Raw genomic sequence first — 21506 nt, forward strand, 5'->3', positions numbered from 1 at the left:
GCAATGGTGGGTACGAAGGATGCTCTGGAACACCGCAACATCCAGGGAGGCCCCAATGGCTTTCAGCCTGAGCATAGGACCGGTCGTCGCGCTGATCGCGGGGATATTGATCCTCATCATCCCGCGCCTGCTCAACTACATCATCGCGCTGTATCTGATCATCATCGGCATCCTCGGCCTGGTCGGGCCGCGTGCCGGCGTCACCGCCGACGCGGCCGACACCGCGCCGGCCGCGATACACAGCACCACACCGGTCGGCCACACCACCGGGATCTAGAGCGGCTCGGTCTCGCCCGCTGCGGGACGCCAGACGAGCAGGCGCTTCTCGGCGAGCGTGACGATGGCGTCGAGCACGAGCGCGAACGCGGTCAGCACCAGGATCCCCGCGAACACCGTGTTGATGTCGAACACCGCTTCGGCCTGCGAGATGAGATAGCCGACGCCGCGCGCTGAGCCGAGATACTCGCCGACCACCGCGCCGACGAACGCCATGCCCACGGAGGTGTGCAGGCTGGAGAAGACCCAGCTCGTCGCCGAGGGCAGATACACTGTGCGCAACAGGTCGCGCGAGGTCGCGCCGAGCATGCGTGCGTTCGCGAGCACGACCGGGCTCACTTCCTTCACGCCCTGGTACACGTTGAAGAACACGATGAAAAAGACGAGCGTCACGCCGAGCGCGACCTTGGACGCGACGCCGAGCCCGAACCACACCGCGAAGATCGGCGCGAGGATCACGCGCGGCATCGAGTTCGCCGCCTTGACGTAGGGATCGAGCAGCGCGGCTGCCGTCGGCGAGAGCGCGAGCCACAGCCCCACCAGCAGCCCGAGGATCGTGCCGATCGCGAACGCGAGCAGCGTCTCGATCAGCGTGACCCCGAGGTGCTCGTAGATCGTTCCCGACGCGAACCACGCCCACGTCTTCTCCAGCACCACGAGCGGCTTGCCGAAGAAGAACGGCGGCAGGACGTTGGTCTCGGTCAGCGCGTACCACACGACGAAGATCGCGAGGAGCAGCAGAACCTGATAGACGCGCAGCTTCATCGTTTCGGACGCTCCGGGATTGCTTCGTCGCTGCGCTCCTCGCAATGACAGGTCATGTCATCGCGAGCCGGCGAAGCCGGCGTGGCGATCTCGTGCCGCACGGCGACGTCAAGCATTTTGCGTCTGTATGTAGCCCTTCATCACCTCGTCCTTCATCCGGTGCCAGATCTCCCGATGCAGCTCGACGAAGCGCGGCGCGAGACGGATCTCGGCGACGTCGCGCGGCCGCGGCAGGTCGATCGGGTATTCGCCGATCGGATGCGTCGCCGGTCCTGCCGAGAGCACGACCACGCGGTCGGACATCGAGATCGCTTCCTCGAGATCGTGGGTGATGAAGACGACCGACTTGCGGTCGGCCGACCACAGCTCGAGCAGCTCGTTCTCCATGAGCTGGCGCGTCTGGATGTCGAGCGCCGAGAACGGCTCGTCCATGAGCAGGATCTGCGGATCCATGATCAGCGTCTGCGCGAGCGCGACGCGCTTCTTCATGCCGCCCGAGAGCTGGTGCGGATAGCGATGGCCGTGCGCAGCGAGGCCGACGCGAGCGAGCCAGCCTCGCGCGCGCTCGCGCGCTTCGTCGCGCGCCGCGCCGCGGTAGATCAGACCGACCGCGACGTTGTCGAGCGCCGACATCCACGGCATCAGCGCGTCGGCCTGGAAGAGATAACCCGCGTTGCGATTGAGGCCGGCGAGCGGTTCGCCGAAGATCGTCACACGCCCCGCCGAGGGGGCGAGCAAGCCCGCGGCGACGTTGAGCAGCGTCGACTTGCCGCACCCCGTCGGACCGACCACCGACACGAACTCGCCGCGCTCGACCACCAGCGTGGTATCGCGCACCGCGGTGTACGGCGCGGTGTCCGCGCTGCGTGCGGCGAAGGTGACGGTGATGTTGTCGAGCTCTAAGGCCGGGTTGCTCATCGGTCGCGAACAATCAAAAGCTTGAACCGCCAAGGACGCAAAGGACGCCAAGGAAAGGCCGGCAACAAATCAATCTCACCGCGACGATGCCCAGAAGCCCAGCCCGTCATCGCGAGGAGCGCGACGTGGCGATCCCGTGGCGCATGGCTCTTCGTTCGCAACGAGATTGCTTCGTCGCTGCCGCTCCTCGCAATGACGGTTTCCTTTGCGTCCTTTGCGTCCTTTGCGGTTAATACGCTTTTGGGTTACTTCTTGGTCGTCGCGCCGCCGCCGTATTTCTTCAACGCCCGATCCGCGAACGAGTTGTCGAACGTCCCCGCCAGGTCGATCTTCGCCTTCTGCACTTCGGGCACGAACTGGTTGAGCACCTTGTAGACGTTCTGCGCGCCTTCCATCGAGAACCTGCCGTCGGGGGAATAGCCTTCCTTGTTCTTGAGCAGCGACCCGCGATACAGCGCGAGGTCGGCGCCGTAATACTCCTTGGGCACGGTCGCGATGACGTCGTCGACGCTCGCGCTCTTCAGCCACAGCACCGCGCGCACCATGGCGTTGACGACCGCCTGCGTCGTGTGCGGGTTCTTCTTCACCCAGTCCGCGGGCGCGTAGATGCAGCCCGCGTGGTAGGCGCCGCCGTAGACGTCCTTCATGCCCTTGGCGGTGCGCGTATCGGTGACGATCACGATGTCGCCTTCCGATTCGAGCTTGGTGATGACCGGATCGAGATTGGAGATCGCGTCGACGTTGCCGCGCTTCACCGCCGCGACCGCGCCCGCCGATGCGCCGACCAGGATCGCGGCGAAATCGTCGGGCTTCAGCCCCGCGCGCACCGCGAGGTTCTGCACCGCCATGTGGGTGCTCGATCCCGGCGCGGTCACGCCGACTTTCATGCCTTTCAGATCGGCCGCCGACTTGTAGTTCGCCGCTTTCGATTTGGCGATGCCGAGCACGATGCCGTTGTATCGGCCCTGCAGCGCGATGGCGACGATCGGCTGGCCTTTCGCCTGCATGTTGATCGTGTGCTCGTACGCGCCCGAGACGATGTCCGCGCTGCCGCCGACCATCGCCTGCAGCGCCTTGGCGCCGCCGGGAAAGTCGACGATCTCGACGTCCAGCCCTTCGCTCTTGAAATAGCCTTTGCGCTCCGCGATCGTCAGCGGCAGGTAATAGAGCAGGCTTTTTCCCCCGACCGCGAGCGTGATCTTTTTTTTCTCGAGCGACTGCGCCTGCGCGCCGGTGGCGAAGAGCGCCGCCGCGGCGAGCAGCAGCGCCAGACGTAGGAACTTCATCGATCCTCCTCGTGTGTGTGTTCGGAAGCGCGGCCGAGCGGCCGTCGCCAGTTCGGCGTGAACGATATCAGCCGACGGTGGGCTTCGCAACGCGCGGCGGCGGCGTCGAGGGCGGCAGCACGCTTTTCTTCGCGATGTGATCGGCGGTGCGTATCGCGAGCGCCTCGATCGTGAGCGACGGCCCTTCGCCGCCGCCCGCCGTCGGGAAGACGCTGGCGTCGGCGATGTAGAGGTTCGCAAGCTCGTGAGCGCGGCCGAACGCATCGACGACCGAGGTGCGCGGATCGCGTCCCATGCGGCACGTGCCGGAAACGTGCGGCGCGGAGAAGAAGTCGTAGCTGCCGTATTCCTCCGCGATCCCGGCGGCGCCGGCGTCCTTCAGGCTTTCGCGGCAGCGCTCGGCCATGAATCTCAACCGTGCGATGTCGGTCGGCGTCAGCCGCGCGTGGATCTTAGCGAACGGCATGCCGCGCTCGTCGCGATTCGCCTCGTCGAGCGTGACGCGCGTGTGCTCGTTCGGCAGGAACTCGCCGACCGCGCCGACGGTCAGCGCGCGCCCGAACGCTTCGCGCACGCCGCGCTTCAACTGCGCGCCGAATCCGCTCACGAGGCGCGACGCGTATGCGATCGGTCCGGTCAAGCCGGCCTCCTGCGTGCCCGACGTGAAGCGGCAACCGCCCGCGATCCCCGGCACCGCATCGGGCGCGTTGTACCTCCAGCAGATCGCATCGGAAGGGAGGCCTTCGTGGCTCGCGAGCGATTGCGGCACGAGCGCCGTGCTCACCCAGTGGAGGGTCTCCATCAGGTTGCGCCCGACCTCTGCCGAGCCGTTCGCAAGTCCGCGCGGATGGCGCGAGCTCGTGTTCGCGAGCAGGAGGCGCGGCGTCTCGACGGCGCCTGCGGCGAGCACGACGATGGGCGCGTCGACCCGATGCCCGCGGCCGTCCATCACGTACTGCACCGCGCGCACGCCGCCGCCGCGCGTTTCGAGCACCACCGCCGCCGCGCCGCTTTTTATCTCGCAGCGCCCGCTCTTCTCGGCGTGGCGCACGAACGTGACGTCGGCCGAGCCTTTGTCGCCGACCGGACAACCACGGCCGCAATTGCCGCAGTAATTGCACGCGCGCCGGCCGTCGTACGGCTGCGACAGCGCCGCGCGCGGGTTCGCGACCCAGTCCATGCCCGCGCGCGAAGTCTGCGCGAGCTTCAGCGACGCCTTGCACAGCCAGTGCGCCGGCAGCGGATAGGGCGCGCTGCGCCAGCGCGGCGCGGTGTCTTCGGGACCGGCGACGCCGAGGATGCGCTCCGCGATCGCGTAGTACGGCTCCAGCTCCGCGTACGCGATCGGCCAGTCGACCGCGACGCCGCGCGCGCTACGCATGCGCATCGCATCGGGATGCAGCCGATGCGCTTCACCGGTGAAGTGCAGCGTCGAGCCGCCGACACCGCGCACGTGGTGATAACCGGGGCCCGACGGTAAACGCCGCGTGCCCTTGTTGGTGCGGCCGGCGACGCGATTCCACGATCGGAGGTCGTCGTGTTTCGCGTCGAGCGCCTCGAGCTCGGCGAAGGTCGCGCGGCCCGCGCTGCCGGGCTTGTGCGGAAAGCCGCCGATCTCCCAATCGGCGCGGTGCAGGCGGTAATCGCGCGCGGGATCGAAGCGCGGTCCCGCCTCGAGCACGAGGACTTTGAGACCGTGCTCGCACAGCCGCCACGCCGCGGCCGCTCCGCCGGCGCCGCAGCCGATCACCACCGCGTCGTAGGCCGGCGTCACTTCCAGTGGTCCGGATAGCCGATCGGCTGCGGCGGCCTCCGGATCGGCAGGCCGCCCCAGGCTTCGGGACGGCTGTAGTACAGCTCGACCGTGCGCTGGCGGATGATCTCGTAGAAGCGGCGCGGCACCTCGTCGTAGTCCGCTTCGCTCATCCACGACACGATCACTTCGCGCACGCGCGCGTTCGATTCGGCGAACTTCGCTTCAGCCGCCCGATCGAGGAAAGCGCAGCCCGCCGTGATGAGACGCGTGTAGAGCGCGTCTCCGGCGGATTCGGTCAGCATGGCCTTCGCGATGCCGAGCTCCGAAGCCGCGGGCGAGACATCGTCCGCGGGGAGCAGGGTGTCGACGTACGCGGCGAGCGTGGGTTCGAGCGAAACAGGGGCCGGCGCCGCGCGGCCGCGGCGCGCGAGCAACGCGGCGCACGCAACGGCAACCAGTGCGAGAAAGCGGCGGCGGGGGAACGACGACGGCAAACGTCAGCTGCCCGGCGGGGGCGGCGGCGGCGCGGCGGTCGTCGTGGTGACGGTGTTCGGCGGCGGCACGCCCGGCTTGCCGAACGTGTGGATCATGCCGTACGGCTGCAAGCCGCTGCCGAGCACCCAGTCGACGCCGAGGTTCACGTAGGGGATGTTGACGCTGGGTCCTGCGAAGAACGCGCCTTTGGAGAAATCCCAGCCGGCGCCGATCTCGCCCTGCACGTGCTCGTTGCCGGTGAACCCCTTGAGCCTCAGCTTGCCGGGCTTGAAACCGGACTCGAAGAACGCGAAAGCGAACGAGAAATCGACGCCCCAGGTGTCGCCGTCGCTCTGGGTCTTGGCGTGCCTGACGCCGACCACGAGCTGCGGTGCGAGCGGTCCCGGCAGGTCCCACTTGAGGCCGCCGTAGATCGAGGTCATGTGGGCATCGGTCGGGACGGTGGTGGTCGTGACCGGGCCGGGCAGCGGCGGCGGCGGGCCCTTCCCCGCATACGCACCGGCCGAAACGAGAGATCCTCCTAACAGCACACAGGCGCTTGCCTTCATCGAGCCCCTCCCCATCCGAGAAGACTGCTGATGCCGATGACTTGTGCTTGTTATTGGCAGCGGCTCTTCGAGACCGCCCTGGCGCTGACTATAGCAAATCCGCGCTTGCGTGCGTCATACGATCCCGCGCGCTTTCAGGTCGTGCTGCTGCTCGGACGAATAGCCGAGCCCGGAGAGGATCTCGGCGTTGTGCTCGCCGAGCGTCGGGCCGAGCCAGCGCGTCGCGCCCGGCGTCTCGGAGAGCTTGGGCACGACGCCCGGGATTTTCATCGGCTTGCCGTCGGGGAGCTTCCACTGCTCGAGCATGCCGCGGGCGATGTAATGGGCGTCCTTCACGATGTCTTCGGCGTCGTACACGCGGCCCGAAGGCACGTCGACCTGCTCGAGCACCGCGAGCACGCTGTCCAGATCGAGCGTCATCGTCCACGCTTCGATCGCGGCGTCGAGCTCGGCCACGCGCGGCGTGCGGCCGGCATTGGTCGCGAGGTCGGGATCGTTCGCGAGGTCGTCGCGTCCCATCGCGGTCATGAGACGCCTGAAGATCGAATCGTTGTTCGCGCCGATGATCACGTACTTGCCGTCGCGCGTCGGATAGGTGTTCGACGGCGTGATGCCCGGCAGCGCGTTGCCCGCGCGCTCGCGCTTGAAGCCCAGCACGTCGAACTCGGGCAACAGGCTTTCCATCATGTTGAAGACCGATTCGTAGAGCGCGACGTCGACGTACTGGCCACGCCCGCCGTTGGCGGTGCGCTGGTGCAGCGCCATCATCGCGCCGATCACGCCGTGCAAGGCCGCGATCGAATCGCCCACCGAGATGCCGAGCCTCACCGGCGGGCGATCGGCATAGCCGGTGACATAGCGCATCCCGCCCATGCTCTCGCCGATGACGCCGAATCCCGGACGATCGCGATACGGGCCGTCCTGTCCGAAGCCCGACAGCCTCACCATGACGAGCTTCTGATTGACGGACGAAAGCTGCGGCCAGCCGATGTTCCATTTCTCGAGCGCGCCGGGGCGAAAGTTCTCGACGACGATATCGGCCTCGGCGGCGAGCTTGCGCACGATCTCCTGTCCCTCGGGCGCGCGCAGGTTGAGCGTCAGCGATTTCTTGTTGCGCGCCTGCACGTACCACCACAGCGAGGTGTCGCCGTACATCTTGCGCCACTGACGAAGCTGGTCGCCGCCTTCGGGCGCTTCGATCTTGATCACCTCGGCGCCGAAATCGCCGAGCATGCGCGCGCAGAGCGGGCCCGCGATCAGCGTGCCGAGCTCGAGGACTTTGACTCCCGTAAGAGGCCCTGCATTCGTATTACTCAAATGACACGCTCCTCGCGCACGATCGCGGCAGGAGGGCATTGTACTTCGCAGCGTGCTCTCCAAAGTGGCTGATGCAGCGGCCGAGGTTTGTCCATAGAGTCGACTCAGCAATTGCCCGGCAGTCGCCGCGTGGACAACAGACCGGAGGGATCAATGCGCATGCTTATCGAAACATGGGAAGTTGTCTCGCGCCGGATGGCGATTGCCGTCGTCGTCGCTGTGCTCGCCGGCTGTTCGAGCATCTCCATCGACGCTGCAAAGGCGCTCGCCACGACCGGCGGGGACACGGCCGCAGCGGCGGAAAAGAGCTCGCGTGCGTCCGACGACGAGTTCGGCCGCAGCATGATGGCGGAGGCGTTCCTTCACGGCACCGCGAAGGCCGTCGAGTCGCCCGCCTATACCAGCCTGCTTTCGCTGTACGAATCGATACAGCGCGAGCTTTCCGCGCGCGCGGCCGTGCTGCAGCGCCTCGCCGGCGTTTACGGCGCGTTTGCGGATTTGGCCAGCTTCGACAACAGCGCCGAAACACAGAAGGCGTTGAACGAGCTCGGCGGCGCCATCAACGGTTACGCCTCCGCCGTCAAAGCCAGCCCGCCTCTGAGCGATGCAGCGATCGGCGTCATCTCGACGGTCGGCGGCCTCATCGCCGCCGAGGCTCAGAAACGCAAGCTCGCGGAAGCCAGCCGCGAGATTCGGGGACGTGTCGCGGCCTTCCATACGTTGCTGTCGGCGCCGTTGGTGAAGGAACAGCAAGCCGGCTTTCAAAGCATGTTGCTTGCGGACCGCAAGGCGGCGCTGGTATTGCTGTGGCGCGCAGGCGTTTACGAGCCGTCGGCGATCATCAACGACCTGGGCAAGGATGTCGGCTTGACTGCGCGGGACGATGCGGCCGCCGTCGTCACGACCAGGGCCGACTCGATGGCAGGCCTGGAAGCGGTCGTCGACTGGCAGATACGCAGGCGACACCAGCAGATCGAACGCGGCTATTCGACGAGCGTAGCGTCTCTGCAGCGCCTGGTGGCGGAGCACGAAAAATTCGAGCAGGGGCAGCCGATGGATCTTTCACAGTTGCGGGCACACGTCGAGCAGCTGCGCAAGCTCGCGGAACAGATCGCGAAGTAAGCCGCCTGACCACATCCGGGGACATCTAAGGAGAAGAGCATGGCGAACGATGACGGCAGCTCGAGCTTGTTCATGGATGGCGAGTTGACCAAGGACGAAGCGCTCGCAGCGCTGCGTATGGCGGCAGAGCGCGCGACCGACGCCTTGCCGAACGCGCTGGCGGCCTGCGAGACTGACGCCGACAGGCAGCAAGTCATGGCGGCAAGGGACAGCATCGTCCTCGCCTACCTGACCGCGCTCCAGAAATCCCTCATGCACACGGCTCCGCACTTCGAAAAATTGGCGAAGGACCTCGAAACGGAAGCGAAGAGCATCCGGAAAAAAGCGAAGGAGCTTCGAGACACCGTCGCGGCGATCAATCTCTTCACGGAGCTCGCGAAGCTCGCAGCCTCTCTCGCGCTGGCGTTCGCATAGCTCGAGGTCAGCGCACGTTCTCGCGTATCCAGCGCTCGATGAAGGCGGCGATCTCGTCGCTGTTCTTCTCGAGCATCATCATGTGACCGTTGCCGCGGATGCCGTGCTGCTCCAGCCGCGCGAAGGTGTGCGCGACGCCGGCCTGTTTCAGGTATTTCGAGGTGCAGTGATCGTACGGCGCGTGATACGACGCCTCGGATACCAGCACCAGCATCGGCAGCGTCCTGAGATTCACGAGCTGGCGTGCGGGCTCGGCCTGTAGGCGACAGCGGACGAGGTCCGGACCGTCGGCCTGCGCTTCGAGCGCCGATTGCGGCGGCTGCGCGCCGCCGGGCTCGTAGATGAGCCGGTTGCGCGTGATGCCCCACGGCCGCGACGGCGGACCGTCCTTGTAGAACGCGCTGCCGCCGCTGTAAGTCACTTCGTTGAACGGCGGACCGTTGGGCTCGATCGCGAGCACCGCCTTGGCGAGCTTCGGCCTCGCGTCGGCGATCGTGAACACCAGCGGTCCGCCTTGCGAATGGCCGAGCAGTATCGCGGGGCCGATCCTGTCCAGGAGCTTGGCGCCGGCGTCGCGGATCAGGCGCTCGCCGACGCCCGGATCGTCGAGCTGCTCGACCTGCGACGCATAGAACTGGTCGAACACCGGATCGCCCGGCACGGCCGCGCCCGGCCATTGCGTGTGCTTGGTCGCTTGAGGATAGAGCGGCTTCTTCTCGGGCGCGGTGAAGCGATCGGACACCCATTGCGCCGCGCGCCGCGACGGCGCGCCGAGCACCTCGACCGAGCCCGCCGAGCGCGCACGCGCGGGTGCGTCGACGACGTACACCGCATAGCCGCGCCGGAGAAAGTAATCGGCCCAGCCGGGACGCTCGTCGGGCGTGCCGAGGAAGTTCGTCCCGCTCTGCCCGCCGCCGTGGATCATCACGATCGGATAGGGCGAGCTGCGATGGTGGGGGATCTGGTACTGCACGAACATCTGCCCGACCATGACGTTGCCGTCTTTCGCGGCACGGTATTCGCCGCCGGTGAAAAAGTAGCCTTGCCTGGCCACCGGCGTGTAGGCGCCGTGGTGGTGCATCATCGGGCCGCCCGCGTGCTCGCCGTGATGCGCGTGCTCCTGCTGCGCGCAACCGGCGAGCGCGAGGACGGCCGTGCAAACCCTGTATTGGAGTTTCACGCTAAGCCTCGCAGTCCTGACCGAGTATCCACCCTTCGATGTCCCTCACGATCGGCGTGTCGGGAGCGCCGTCGGCACGCAGTCCAAGCACCACGCCGAGCATCGAAAGAACGCCGACCACCGCATCGAAAGGATCTTCGCCGTCGCCGGACGATCCGAAGCCGCGCATCGTCACCGGCGCGCCGCCTCCGCGAGGCGCTTCAGCATCGCCCGCAGCGCCGTCGGCGCCGTCACGGGCTCGGGAAACTCGAGCCGCAGCGCCGTGCGGTCGAGCTGGAGCTCCAGCCCTTCGGGGTCGCACCCTGCGCAGCGCCACGCGCCGGCGGGCGCGCCGAGGAGCCTGGTCGCGTAGAGCTCACAGGTCTGGGCGTGGTCGTCGTTCATGTGGGCGACGATCTCGGCTTCGGCCTCGACCAGCGCCTGCGCGTCGTCGATGCGCGTGAGGAGCTGTTCGCGCGAGAGATTCACGATGCGCCCGAAACCCGCGACGAGGTGCGCGCTGTCGATCTCGATCCGGTAGAGGCCGAAGTCGCCGAAGCCCGCGAACATCCCGGCCCCCGGCTGTCGCGCGAGGTAGCGGCGGCGGTCGGCTTCGTCGGCGGTCGCCACGGCGCGCCCGGCGAGGGTCACCCGCGCGCCTTCGAGCGGATCGCCGGGCTTGCGCTCGTCGATCATCAGCGAACAGCGCGGATCGGCGAGCAGATTCTTGGTGTGCACCGCGAGCGTGGAGATGAGAAGCAGCGGCGCGCCGTCCGCCGCGCTCGCGACATTGACCAGCGAGCAGTACGGATCGCCCGAACCGGCCGTCAGCGTCGCGAGCGCCGCGCTGCGGCCTTCGCGCAGGAGCTTCTTCGAGGCTTGCGCGGGATCGAAATCGGCAGTCTGTCTCATTCCATTCTCGGGCCGGCACTGCGCTTGCACAGGTACCGGCGTGTCTCACATCCCCGCCACCGTGAATACGTCCTCCGGACCGAATGTGCAAGAGGAGGCCGCCAGGCCTCCGCTGCCGCCGCGAGTGCACGAATTCGTCGTCGACGTCGCCGACCGCGGGCCGAGCAGCCGCGCGCTCGGCATCACCGTCGTCGCGGCGTTCGCGGCCGCGGTGCTCCTGATGTTCGCGATGCCCAAGCGCGACCCGCACGAAGTGCGGCTGCAGCCGGCGATCGAGCCGGTCACGGCGCAGGTCGTGTCGCCGCCATCGGAACCGGTGCCGCCGGTGGGCCGCATCGAATCCGTGGCGAAACCGTCCGCGGTCATGCCCGCAGCCGTCGCCGCGAGCACGGCGCCGCGGCCGGAGCGCGTGGAGCCGACGATACGCATCGACGAGCCGCCGGCGCGCATCGTGGAAGTGAGCCGCGGCGATCCGACGCCCGAAGCGGTCGGCGCGACGGGCCGCGCGCCGATCGACATCCTCGTCGCGCCGCAGATGCAGCCCCGCGAGCGCGAGCCTGCCATCGTGTCGTCGGTGATCTCGCGCGACCAGCTCGCGCCGCGCCCGCCGCCGCCCGAGATCGCGGCGAAGTTCACGAGCGAGTAAGCCCGCCGCATTACGTGAGAAGATCGACGCGCCCCTTGCTGACGGAGGACGCGTTGATCCGCTACGCCATCGCCCTGCTGCTGGCCGCCGCCGCGTCCGCCGCCTGCGCGGCGCTTCCGCCCAACGTCGAGCACGTCGCGACCTTCCGCGGCATCTCGGAGTACCGTCTCAGATCGAACGGCATGCCGATCCTGCTCGTGCCGCAGCGCGCAAGCCCGGTCGCCACGTTCCTCGTCGTCTACCACGTCGGCTCGCGCGACGAAGGGCCCGGTTATACCGGCTCGACCCACCTCCTCGAGCACCTGATGGCGAACAAGTCGACCGAGAACTACGGCCGCGCGCATGGACGCCCGACCTTCTTCGAGATGCTCTACGACGCCGGCGCGCAGACCAACATGTCGGTGTGGAACGATCGCATGACGGGGTACGCCACGGTGCCTTCGGACAGGATCGAGCTCGCGATGCGCATCGAAGCCGAGCGCATGAAGCGCGCGCTCCTGCTCGACGCCGAGCGCCGGCCGGAGATGACCGTGGTGCGCAACGAGTTCGAGATCGGCGAGAACGAGCCGTGGCGCGCGCTGCAGAAAGCGGTCGTGGCGTCCTCGATGCAGGCGCATCCCTATCGCTGGCACGCGATCGGTTACCGGTCCGACATCGAAGGCGTCAGCACCGAGAAACTGCGCGAGCATTACAAGACCTATTTCTGGCCGAACAACGCCCACGCCATCCTCGTCGGCGATTTCGATACCGAGAAGGCGCTGGAGCTCTTCGACCGGCAGTACGGCGGCTACGCGCGCTCGCCGCACGAGATCCCGAAGGTGATCACCGTCGAGCCGCCGCAGGAAGGCGAACGCCGTACGCGGGTCAAGCGTCCCGGCACGATCGGCATCGTCACGATCGGCTACATCCGTCCGGGCGTGATGCATCCCGACTTCATCCCGCTCGAAGTGCTGCGCACGATCCTGGTCGAAGGGGTGAACTCGCGGCTCTACAAGGCGCTGGTCGACAAGGGCCTCGCCACCGGCGTCTTCGGCTCGCATTCGGCGTTCACCGATCCCTATCCCCTGCTGATCAGCGCGAACCTCGCCCCGCGCGTCGCCCACGCCGATACCGAAGCCGCGATCAAGGCGGTGCTCGCGGAGATCGCGGCGAACGGCGTCAGCGACGACGAGGTGCGGCGCGCGCAGCAGCAGATCGAGGTCGCGACGCTGCGCAGGCGCGACGGGCCCAACAGCTACGCGGGGAGCCTCGCCGAAGCGGTCGCGTCGGCCGACTGGAAGTGGTTCCTGACCTATGTCGACAACGTCAAAGCCGTCACCGCGGCGGACGTGAAGCGCGTCGCGGCCGCGCACCTCGTGCCCGATCACGCGACGGTGGGCTGGTTCATCCCGACGAGCCGTGCGGGCAGGGTCACTACGGCGGCGGCCGCAGCGTCACCGCAACCGCGGGCGGACGCCTCTGCGCCCGCGGTGCCGGCGCCCGCAGCGCCCGCGAACAAGCCATTTGCCGAACGCACCGTGCGCAAGGTGCTCGCGAACGGCCTCACGGTCGCCGTCGTCGAGAACCGCGCGGTACCGACGGTATCGGTGCGCGGTCTCGTCTTCGCCGGCGGCGTCACCGCGCCGGCGGGCAAGCCGGCGCTGCCGGCGCTCACCGCGCGGATGTTGAGCCGCGGCACGACGACGCGCTCGAAAGAAGAGATCGGCGCGCTGCTCGCGAGCGCCGGCGCGACGCACAGCTATGCGAGCACGCTGACCGGCGTCAACGTGCAGGCAAACGCCATGGCGCGCGACCTGTCGCTCGTGCTGGAAGTCCTCGCCGACGAGCTTGCGAACCCGGCGTTTCCCGCGGACGAGCTGGTACGTGCACGGCGCGAGCAGGAGAACGCCTACCAGCAGGCCTACGACCAGACCGGCCTGCGCGCGCTGGAGCGCCTGCGCCAGATCGTCTACAAGCCCGATCACCCGTACTACGCCTACGGCCGCGACGAGAAGCTCGCGAGCCTCCAAGCGCTCGGCGAGAGCGACTTGCGCGCCTTCCACCGCGCGCGCTACAACGGCTCGGGGACGATACTCGCCATCGTCGGCGACATCGACGCGGCGCAGGCGATCGCGCTGGTGGGGACGCACTTCGGCGGCATGAGCCGCGGCGAGCGCGTGTCGCTCGCAGCGCTGGCGCGCACCGCGGCAGCGGATAAGGGTGCGCGCGCGATCGTCGCGATGCCCGGCAAGGCGAACGCCAACGTCGTGGTCGGCACCGCGAGCGGCCTGAGACGGCTCGACGCCGACTTCGAAGCGGCGCTGATCGCCAACGCGGCGCTCGGCCAGAGCACGATCTCGTCGCGCATCGGGCGGCGTGTGCGCGACACCGAAGGGTTGTCGTACGGCGTCACGTCGCGCTTCGACAACAGCGACGAGCTCGACGGCGTGTGGCTGGTCAACATGAACGTGGCGCCGCAGAACTACGCCAAGGCGCTGCAATCGACGCGCGAGGTCATCGCCGACTACGTCAGGAACGGCGCGACCGACGCGGAGGTGGCCAGCGGCAAGAGCTACTTCTCGGGGCGCTACCAGGTCGGGCTCGGCTCGAACGGCGGCATCGCCGAGGCGCTCGTCACCGCGGAGCGCTTCGGCTTCGGCCCGCGCTATCTCGACGAGTTTCCGCAGCGCGTGCGGGCGGTGACGACTTCACAGGTGAATGCGGCGATCAGGAAGTACTTCGCCGCGGATAGGCTGCATGTGATCGTTGCGGGTGATGTCGACGAACGATGAGCGCGAGACTCGGGCGGTGCGTTAGCACGCACCCCACGATCGTTCGCGCGTAATCCCGTAGGGTGCGCGCGAGCGCACCGCTCAGGTCGCCTTCCCGAAGCCGCCGCCGCCGGCCGTCTGCATCACCACGCGATCGCCTTTCTTCAGCACCCACGTCTGCGCCGGATCGATCGCCTCGCCGTTGAGCGTCAGCCCGCCGACCTTGCCGTTCTCGCCGCCGAGCAGTCCCTGCGGCGCCGAGCGGAAGCGCGTCATGATCATCGACGCCAGCAGCGGCGAGTCTCCGGTGATCTCGATCTCGAAGCTCATGCCGCCGCCGCCGCGCCGCGCGCCGTTGCCGCCGCTGTCGCGGCGGATGCTGCGCTCGATCACGCGCAACGGCGCCTGCTGCTCGAACACTTCGATCGGGGTGTTGCCGAGGTTCGACGGGAACGACAGCGCCGAATAGCCTTCGCGCGACTGCGTCGCGCCCTGCCCCGCGTTCATGAAGCAGATCGAGGAGTACGGCCGTCCGTCTTTCTCGCCCGCGACGGTGATCGACGAGTTCGAAGAGCCTTCCGCGATCGCGCGCTCGGGCAGCGCTTCGCTAAGCGCCATGATGATCGCCGGCACCATCATGTGGCCGATCATGCCGCGCCCGCCGCTCGCCGCCGGATAGCGCGGGTTGAAGATCGAGCCGAGCGGCGCGGAAGTCGTGATCGGCAGGAAGCTGCCTTCGTTGTTCGGCACGTCGGGCGAGAGCAGCGCTTTCACCGCGTACGCCGAGTATGCGAAGCAGTAGATGGGCACGACGTTGACCGCGCGCGGCACCTGGTCGGAGGAGCCGGTGTAGTCGATCGCGATGGTGTCGCCTTTCACGTTCACGGTGCAGTCGATGACGATAGGCTCCTCGAAGCCGTCGTGCTCGAGCCGCGAGTGATACACGCCGTCCGGCACCGCGCGGATCGCCTTCCTCATCGCGGCCTCGGAGCGGCGGCGTATCTCCGCGCCGAGCGCTTTGATATCGACGTCGTCGAGCAGCGGCTGCAGGCGCTCCTCCATCATCTTGCACGCGGCGACCTGGGCCCACAGATCCCCGATCGTCATCTCGGGCACGCGCACGTTCTGCGCGATCATGTCGAAGAGCGTCTTGTTGGGCTTCCCCGCATCGAGCAGCTTCAACCGCGGAATCTGCAAGCCTTCCTGATAGATCTCGCGCACCCCCGCGTTGCGCAGGCTCCCGCCGATGTCCGGCATGTGCGACACGACCGCGGCGAATGCGACGATCTTGCCCTTGCGGAACATCGGCATCGCGATGCTGACATCGTGGATGTGGCCGGTGCCCATCCACGGGTCGTTGGTGATCATCACGTCGCCGGGCTTGAGCGTGCTCGCCGGAAAGACGTCGAGAAAATGCTTGACCGTCGCCGGCAGGCTGCCGATGAACGACGCGATCGACATCGTCGACTGCGCCAGCGACCGCCCTTCGGAATCGGTGAGCACCACCGCGAAATCGTTCGCTTCGCGCACCAGCACCGAGAACGAGGTGCGGATGAACGCGGTCGACGCTTCGTCGACCATGCTGACCAGGCGCTTCCAGTGAATCTCCAGCGCGATCGGATCCAACGCGGCGCCGCGCGCCTTACGAGCGTCATTCCCGCGCAAGCGGTGCTTGCCGTCATTCCCGCGCAGGCGATGCTTGCCGTCATTCCCGCGTAGGCGAGCCTTGCCGTCATTCCCGCGCAGGCGGGAATCCATTTTGACTTTGCCTTCCCGCCCCTTCACCTGTTTCACCCGCTTCATCAAAACTCCTTGATCCGCACCGACACCGTGTAATCGGGCAATATCGTCACGTCCGCCGCCACCGGCACCACGAGCGTCGACTCGCGCTCTTCGAGAATGACCGGCCCCGGGAGCTTCGCGCCGGGCGCGAGCGAATAGCGGTCGTAGACCGGCACCTTGCCGTATCTCTTCTTCAGAGGCAGGAAGATCTCGCGCCTGCCGCGCAGCACCGGCTTCGCCGACACGCGCTCGTCGCCCCACATGAAGCGGTGGCTCTTCACCACCGAGCGGCCGGTCAGCCGCCACGTGATCACCTGCGGCAGCGCGTTGGGCACGAGGTGGCCGTAAAGCTGGCGATAGCGCTTCTCGAACTCCTTCAGGAGCGGCGCCTCGGTGGACTTCGCGATCTTCTGCCACGGCACGCTTACCGACACGTTGTGTCCCTGCCCCGCATAGCGCATGTCGGCGCCGATCCACCACGTGATCTTCGCGTCCCCGGCGCCCGCGGAAGCGAGCTCGCGCTCGGCGTCCGCGCGCAGGTCGGCGTAGACCTTCGCGATGCGCGACCAGTCGATCTCTTTCACGAGCGTCGGGTTGGACCAGCTCCGGTCGACTCTCGCCGGCGCGGCGAGCAATCCGAGGCACGAGCCCGCGCCCGCGGCGATCGTCGCCAGCACTCGGGGGATCTGCAGCTTGCGCGCGACCTCCACCACGTGCACCGGTCCCGCGCCGCCGGTTGCGACCATCGTGAACTCGCGCGGGTCGTGACCTTTCTCGGCGATGTGGATGCGCGCCGCGGCGGCCATGTTCTCGTTGACGATGTTGCAGATGCCCCACGCGACGTCGGTCGTGGTGAGCGCGAGCTTTTTCGCGATCCGCTCGAGCGCCGCTTCGGCGAGATCGCGCCGGAGCTTCATCTCCCCGCCGAGGAAGTTGTCGGCATTGAGATAGCCGAGCACGAGATCGGCATCGGTGACCGTCGCATCAGTGCCGCCCTGCCCATAGCACGCCGGCCCCGGATCGGCGCCTGCGCTCTCGGGACCGATGTTGAGCAACCCGAGCTCGTTGACGTGCGCGATCGAGCCGCCGCCGGCGCCGATCTCGATGAGATCGATGCTCGGGATGAGCATGGGCAGGCCCGAGCCGCGCTTGAAGCGGTGCACGCGCGCGGCTTCGAAGCTGTGCGCGATCAGCGGCTCGCCGCCGACCGCGACGCAGGCTTTGGCGGTCGTGCCGCCCATGTCGAACGCGAGGATCTGGCCGATGCCGTTGGCGCGCGCGGTATTGAGCGCGGACAGCACGCCGCCCGCGGGCCCCGACTCCAGCAGCAGGATCGGCGTCTCCGCCGCGGCCTCGCCGGACGTGAAGCCGCCGCTCGACACCATGATGCGCAGCGGCGCACCTTTCGAGATCGCGTTCACGCGATCGTCGAGCTTGCGCAGGTAGTCCGCCATCAGCGGCTGCACGTACGCATTGCCGACGGTGGTCGACATGCGCTCGAACTCGCGGATCTCGCGCGCGAGGCCCGACGACACCGACACCGCGACGCCCGGCAGGCGCTCTCGCAGCACCTGCGCGATCTTCTTCTCGTGCTCGTCGTTGACGTACGAGTGCAGCAGACACACCGCGACGGCGTCGACGTCGAGGCTTCGTATCTCTTCGACTAGGCGATCGAGCTCGGCGTCGGACAGCTTCGTGACGACTTCGCCGGACGCGTCGAGGCGCTCGTCGGCTTCCACGCGTGCATTCGTCGCGACGAGCGGCCTGGGCAGCTCGAGGTTGAGGTCGTAGAGGTCGTAGCGCCACTCGCGGCCGATGTCGAGCACGTCGCGCGTGCCTTTGGTGACCACCAGGCCGGTGTTCGCGCCTTTGCGCTCGATGAGCGTGTTGGTGACGAGCGTCGTGCCGTGCACGACCTCCGACACCCGCAGCGCAGGCGCCTCGCCTGTTTTCACATTGCGTGGCCTTTCTGCAGGCGAGGGCGCCTGCGCTACTTTCATCTGCTTCACGAGGTCGGCCATCACCGTCGTCACCGCTTCGCCCGGATCGCGCGGGGTGGTCAGCGTCTTAGCCACCCAGATGCGGCCGTCGACCGAGGCGAGGCCGTCGGTGAACGTGCCGCCGATGTCGACGGCGATGCGCGCGGATCGCTTCATTCGAACTTGATGTGCTGCTCGCGTATCACCTTGCCCCACTTCGCGGTCTCCTGTTTCTGATGCGCGACGAGCTCTTCGGGCGCGCTGCCGACGGGATCGATGCCCTGCAATCTGAGCTTCTCGCGGATGTCGGCGGCGCCGAGCGCTTTGACGAGCTCGCGATGCACGCGCGCGATCGGGTCTCTGGGCGTGGCCGCCGGCGCGAACATCGCGAACGATGTCACCGACTCGAAACCGGGCAGACCCGATTCGGCGATCGTCGGCAGGTCGGGCATGAGCTGAGTGCGTTTCGCGGTGCTGGTCGCGATGGGGCGCAGGCGCTTCGCTTCCGCCTGCGGCAGCGCGGTGATCACGTCGACGAAGGAGAGCGCGGTCTCGCCCGCGATCAGCGCCTGCGCCGAAGGCCCGCCGCCCTTGTAAGGCACGTGCGTCATCCTGATCTGCGCCAGGTTCATCAGGAGCTCGGTCGCCATGTGGCTGGTCGCGCCGACGCCGGCGGTCGAGAACTGGATCTGCGCCGGGCGGCTCTTCGCCAGCGCGATCAGGTCGCGCACCGAGTGCACCGGCAGCGACGGATGCACCGAGAGAATCTGCGGGCTGATCGCGACGAGCGAGATCGGCGCGAACGCTTTCTCGTTGTCGTACTGGAGCGTCTTGTAGAGATGGGGCGCGATCGCGAAGGTGCTGTTGGTCGCGAGGAGCAGCGTATAGCCGTCGGGCGGCGCCTTCGCGGCGTACGCGTGGCCGATCGTGCCGGTCGCGCCGCTCCGGTTGTCGACGACCCACTGCTGGCCCGTCGATTCGGCGAGGCGCTGCGCGAGGATGCGGCCGATCGAATCGGTCGAGCCGCCCGCGGCCCACGGGATGACGAGGCGCACCGGTTTCGCCGGATAGTCCTGCGCGGACGCCGCGCAGACGAAGAGCACGAGCACACAGACAACGCACACACGGAACATCGTGGGTTCCTCCTGACGCGTTTCTGACCGCCTGCTCATTCTATTGAGGTCACGCTAATATGGAAGCCCGGCCGTTCACATAGAGGACGCTATGACGTGCAGAGCGGTGTGTATCGGAATCGTCGCGCTCGCGAGCGCTTCGGCGTGCCTTGCGCAGCAGAGCTTTCCCACGCGGCCGGTGCGCATCATCGTGGGCTTCCTGCCCGGCAGCAGCCAGGACATGCTCGCGCGCTACATGGGGTCCAGGCTCACCGAGCGCTTCGGCCAGCAGATCGTGGTCGACAACCGCGCCGGCGCCAACGGCATCATCGGCGCCGATCTCGCGGCCAAAGCGACGCCCGACGGTCACACGCTGCTCATGATGTCGACGTCGCACACGATGAATGCGGCGGTCCAGCCCAGGCTGCCGTTCGACCCGGTGAAGTCGTTCTCGCCGGTCGCGATGCTGGGCGCCGGGCCGCTGGTGCTGGTCGCGAATCCTTCGGTTCCCGCTTCCAACGTCAAAGCGCTGGTCGAGCTCGCGAGGGCGAAGCCTCGAATGATCACCTACGCCGCCGCCGGTACGGGCGGCATCAATCACTTCGGCGGCGCGCTCTTCGCGCGCACCGCGGGCATCGAGCTCACGCACGTGCCTTACAAAGGCGGCGTACCCGCCCTCACTGACGTGATGAGCGGGCAGGTCCAGCTCATGTTCGGCACGATGCCGCTCACGCTGCCCCAGATCAGGGCGGGCAAGGTGAAGGCGCTCGGCATCACGAGCACCAAGCGCTCGCCGCAGCTCGCGGAAGTGCCGACGATCGCCGAAGCGGGCGTTCCCGGCTACGAGATCAGCACGTGGTGGGGCGTGCTCGCGCCGGCCGCGGTCCCGGCCGCCGTGGTCCGCATCCTGAACACCGAAATGTCGGGCATCATCACGCAACCCGAAGCGCAGCAACGCCTCGAAGCGGAAGGCGCGGCGCCGTGGCCGATGCCGCCCGCCGAATTCGCTCGCGTCATCGCGACCGAGATCGAGAAGTGGCGGCGCGTCGCGCGGGAAGCCCACATCAAGCCGGATTGAAGGGAGAGCCAGAAGATGAAGTTCAGCAATTTCCTGTTCCCCGCCGCGATGGATCCCGCGGACGACCATCGCGTCATCCAGGAGACGCTGGCCGAGGCGCAGCTTTGCGATGCGCTCGGCATGGAGATGCTGTGGCTCGCCGAGCATCACTTCGACGGCATCTGCGCCTACGTCGACCCGGTGAGCTTCGCGGCCGCGCTCGCGTCGAGCACCCGGCAGATCCACATCGGCTTCGCGGTCGCGCAGATGTCGCTGCACCACCCGATCCGCATGGCCGAGCAGATGTCCCTCATCGACAACATCAGCAAGGGACGCCTCACGGTCGGGCTGGGACGCGGCACCGCGTACAACATCTACGACTACCAGGGCTACGGCATCGACCCCAGGGAAGCGTACGAGCGCCTCGTCGAGTCCGAAGAGATCATGATCAAGGCCTGGACGACCGAGAACTACGAGCACAAGGGCAAGTACTGGAACATCCGCCTGCCGCTGCTGCGCCCGCGGCCGTATACCAAGCCGCATCCGGCGATCATCCGCGCATGTGCGGGCGAAGAATCGATGCTGGGCATGGCGCGCGAAGGCCGGCCGTTCCTCATGAACATCCAGACCAACGAAGTGACGAAAGCCCGGATGGACCTGTATCGCAAGACGATCCGCGAATCGGGTTTCGACGAAGCCCGAGTGCAGCAGTGTGTCGACGACACGTGGATCTGGCGCAACATCTTCGTCGGCGAGACCGACGCCGAAGCCAGGCGCCTCGCGCTCGGCGCCTGGGAAACCCAGCAGGAATTCCGCAAGACGATGCGCAGGCGCGTGTACCAGGAGCAGGGGCTCCTGCTCAAGGAAGAAGCCGGCACGCCGTCGCGCGACCAGGTCCAGCACTCGCTCCTGTGCGGCTCTCCCGACACGGTGTGCGAAGAGATCGCCAAGATCGACAGGATCGGCGTCGGCGGGCTCATCCTCGTGTTCCGGCTCGGCCCGATGCCGTACGAGGTGGCCGCGCAGAGCATACGGCTGTTCATGGGGAAGGTGGCGCCGAACTTTCGGAAGACGTGACGGGTAGGACGGTGAGGGGTGAACCGGGTGACGGATGAAACGGTGACGGCTGACGTCGCGCGAACGCCTTTCGTCACCGCCTTATCCGTCACTGCCTTATCCGTCGCCGCTTTATCCGTCACCTTTGAACGGCCT

The 21506-nt window shown here is 67.5% G+C and carries 19 protein-coding genes and 1 pseudogene; 7 read left to right on the forward strand and 13 right to left on the reverse strand.

The genetic code is table 11. The features are described from left to right. The first annotated feature begins 55 nt into the window (after nt 1-55). Nucleotides 56-187 (forward strand): annotated as a pseudogene (locus VHP37_30815) (DUF3096 domain-containing protein). Between the two features lie 86 nt (nt 188-273). On the opposite strand, the gene VHP37_30820 reads toward VHP37_30815, so the two are convergent. The 7 genes from VHP37_30820 to VHP37_30850 all read right to left on the reverse strand — a co-directional run bounded on the left by VHP37_30820 (nt 274) and on the right by VHP37_30850 (nt 7400). After that, a complete protein-coding gene (locus tag VHP37_30820; protein HEX2830768.1) occupies nt 274-1041 on the reverse strand; it encodes an ABC transporter permease in 768 nt (255 codons plus the stop codon). Nucleotides 1042-1149: 108 nt separating this feature from the next. After that, nucleotides 1150-1959, reverse strand: a complete 810-nt coding sequence (locus VHP37_30825; protein HEX2830769.1) for an ABC transporter ATP-binding protein — start codon at nt 1957-1959, stop codon at nt 1150-1152. Nucleotides 1960-2204: 245 nt separating this feature from the next. After that, complete coding sequence (locus VHP37_30830) at nt 2205-3245, reverse strand: ABC transporter substrate-binding protein (GenBank protein HEX2830770.1); 1041 nt, start codon at nt 3243-3245, stop codon at nt 2205-2207. Between the two features lie 67 nt (nt 3246-3312). Beyond that, on the reverse strand, nt 3313-5019 hold the full coding sequence (locus tag VHP37_30835) for a GMC family oxidoreductase (protein HEX2830771.1): 1707 nt from the start codon (nt 5017-5019) through the stop codon (nt 3313-3315). Beyond that, a complete protein-coding gene (locus VHP37_30840) occupies nt 5016-5495 on the reverse strand; it encodes a gluconate 2-dehydrogenase subunit 3 family protein (protein HEX2830772.1) in 480 nt (159 codons plus the stop codon). Before VHP37_30840 ends, VHP37_30835 begins: the two co-directional genes overlap by 4 nt. 3 nt (nt 5496-5498) lie before the next feature. Next, entirely contained in the window at nt 5499-6044 is a 546-nt protein-coding gene (locus tag VHP37_30845) for a hypothetical protein (protein HEX2830773.1), read from the reverse strand. Nucleotides 6045-6158: 114 nt separating this feature from the next. Continuing rightward, nucleotides 6159-7400 carry a CaiB/BaiF CoA-transferase family protein gene (locus VHP37_30850; GenBank protein ID HEX2830774.1) on the reverse strand — a complete coding sequence of 414 codons (1242 nt, stop codon included), beginning with the start codon at nt 7398-7400 and terminating at the stop codon, nt 6159-6161. A gap of 114 nt (nt 7401-7514) precedes the next feature. Between VHP37_30850 and VHP37_30855 the strand changes: the two genes are divergently transcribed. Together VHP37_30855 and VHP37_30860 are read left to right on the forward strand one after the other, a co-directional pair. Then, a complete protein-coding gene (locus tag VHP37_30855) occupies nt 7515-8483 on the forward strand; it encodes a hypothetical protein (protein HEX2830775.1) in 969 nt (322 codons plus the stop codon). Nucleotides 8484-8522: 39 nt separating this feature from the next. After that, nucleotides 8523-8897, forward strand: a complete 375-nt coding sequence (locus tag VHP37_30860; GenBank protein ID HEX2830776.1) for a hypothetical protein — start codon at nt 8523-8525, stop codon at nt 8895-8897. Nucleotides 8898-8904: 7 nt separating this feature from the next. Here the strand turns inward: VHP37_30860 and VHP37_30865 are convergent, their stop codons facing one another. The 3 genes from VHP37_30865 to VHP37_30875 are packed head-to-tail and all read right to left on the reverse strand — an operon-like array spanning nt 8905 to nt 10968. Next, nucleotides 8905-10077 (reverse strand): alpha/beta hydrolase, encoded by a 1173-nt coding sequence (locus VHP37_30865; GenBank protein ID HEX2830777.1) that lies wholly within the window; start codon nt 10075-10077, stop codon nt 8905-8907. Between the two features lies 1 nt (nt 10078). Continuing rightward, the gene (locus VHP37_30870; protein ID HEX2830778.1) at nt 10079-10252 is read right to left on the reverse strand and encodes a hypothetical protein; all 174 of its coding nucleotides are present in this window, start codon (nt 10250-10252) and stop codon (nt 10079-10081) included. Continuing rightward, nucleotides 10249-10968, reverse strand: coding sequence for a DUF2470 domain-containing protein (locus VHP37_30875; GenBank protein HEX2830779.1), 720 nt, complete (start codon nt 10966-10968; stop codon nt 10249-10251). Before VHP37_30875 ends, VHP37_30870 begins: the two co-directional genes overlap by 4 nt. 85 nt (nt 10969-11053) lie before the next feature. On the opposite strand from VHP37_30875, the gene VHP37_30880 reads away from it, so the two are divergent. Both VHP37_30880 and VHP37_30885 read left to right on the forward strand, forming a co-directional pair. Next, nucleotides 11054-11614, forward strand: a complete 561-nt coding sequence (locus tag VHP37_30880; protein HEX2830780.1) for a hypothetical protein — start codon at nt 11054-11056, stop codon at nt 11612-11614. A gap of 53 nt (nt 11615-11667) precedes the next feature. Next, nucleotides 11668-14385, forward strand: a complete 2718-nt coding sequence (locus tag VHP37_30885; protein HEX2830781.1) for a pitrilysin family protein — start codon at nt 11668-11670, stop codon at nt 14383-14385. Nucleotides 14386-14466: 81 nt separating this feature from the next. On the opposite strand, the gene VHP37_30890 is transcribed toward VHP37_30885, so the two are convergent. From VHP37_30890 to VHP37_30900, 3 genes are all read right to left on the reverse strand, one after another. Beyond that, complete coding sequence (locus VHP37_30890) at nt 14467-15990, reverse strand: hydantoinase B/oxoprolinase family protein (protein ID HEX2830782.1); 1524 nt, start codon at nt 15988-15990, stop codon at nt 14467-14469. A gap of 176 nt (nt 15991-16166) precedes the next feature. Then, on the reverse strand, nt 16167-18302 hold the full coding sequence (locus VHP37_30895; GenBank protein ID HEX2830783.1) for a hydantoinase/oxoprolinase family protein: 2136 nt from the start codon (nt 18300-18302) through the stop codon (nt 16167-16169). Then, nucleotides 18299-19258 carry a tripartite tricarboxylate transporter substrate binding protein gene (locus tag VHP37_30900; GenBank protein ID HEX2830784.1) on the reverse strand — a complete coding sequence of 320 codons (960 nt, stop codon included), beginning with the start codon at nt 19256-19258 and terminating at the stop codon, nt 18299-18301. Before VHP37_30900 ends, VHP37_30895 begins: the two co-directional genes overlap by 4 nt. Before the next feature lie 106 nt (nt 19259-19364). Between VHP37_30900 and VHP37_30905 the strand changes: the two genes are divergently transcribed. Further along, a complete protein-coding gene (locus VHP37_30905; GenBank protein ID HEX2830785.1) occupies nt 19365-20315 on the forward strand; it encodes a tripartite tricarboxylate transporter substrate binding protein in 951 nt (316 codons plus the stop codon). 15 nt (nt 20316-20330) lie between these two features. Next, nucleotides 20331-21371: an LLM class flavin-dependent oxidoreductase gene (locus VHP37_30910; protein HEX2830786.1), complete on the forward strand. Its 1041-nt coding sequence runs from the start codon at nt 20331-20333 to the stop codon at nt 21369-21371. Nucleotides 21372-21506: the final 135 nt, after the last annotated feature.

This window comes from Burkholderiales bacterium (genome assembly GCA_036262035.1).
Lineage (GTDB): Bacteria > Pseudomonadota > Gammaproteobacteria > Burkholderiales > SG8-41 > JAQGMV01.

What these genes read in the sequence shown, in the direction of transcription:
- VHP37_30875 (HEX2830779.1), bottom strand. Translation starts at nt 10,968, where the DNA reads ATGAGACAGACTGCCGATTTCGATCCCGCGCAAGCCTCGAAGAAGCTC.
- VHP37_30830 (HEX2830770.1), bottom strand. Translation starts at nt 3,245, where the DNA reads ATGAAGTTCCTACGTCTGGCGCTGCTGCTCGCCGCGGCGGCGCTCTTC.
- VHP37_30825 (HEX2830769.1), bottom strand. Translation starts at nt 1,959, where the DNA reads ATGAGCAACCCGGCCTTAGAGCTCGACAACATCACCGTCACCTTCGCC.
- VHP37_30860 (HEX2830776.1), top strand. Translation starts at nt 8,523, where the DNA reads ATGGCGAACGATGACGGCAGCTCGAGCTTGTTCATGGATGGCGAGTTG.
- VHP37_30895 (HEX2830783.1), bottom strand. Translation starts at nt 18,302, where the DNA reads ATGAAGCGATCCGCGCGCATCGCCGTCGACATCGGCGGCACGTTCACC.
- VHP37_30910 (HEX2830786.1), top strand. Translation starts at nt 20,331, where the DNA reads ATGAAGTTCAGCAATTTCCTGTTCCCCGCCGCGATGGATCCCGCGGAC.
- VHP37_30820 (HEX2830768.1), bottom strand. Translation starts at nt 1,041, where the DNA reads ATGAAGCTGCGCGTCTATCAGGTTCTGCTGCTCCTCGCGATCTTCGTC.
- VHP37_30850 (HEX2830774.1), bottom strand. Translation starts at nt 7,400, where the DNA reads ATGCCCTCCTGCCGCGATCGTGCGCGAGGAGCGTGTCATTTGAGTAAT.
- VHP37_30845 (HEX2830773.1), bottom strand. Translation starts at nt 6,044, where the DNA reads ATGAAGGCAAGCGCCTGTGTGCTGTTAGGAGGATCTCTCGTTTCGGCC.
- VHP37_30900 (HEX2830784.1), bottom strand. Translation starts at nt 19,258, where the DNA reads ATGTTCCGTGTGTGCGTTGTCTGTGTGCTCGTGCTCTTCGTCTGCGCG.
- VHP37_30855 (HEX2830775.1), top strand. Translation starts at nt 7,515, where the DNA reads ATGCGCATGCTTATCGAAACATGGGAAGTTGTCTCGCGCCGGATGGCG.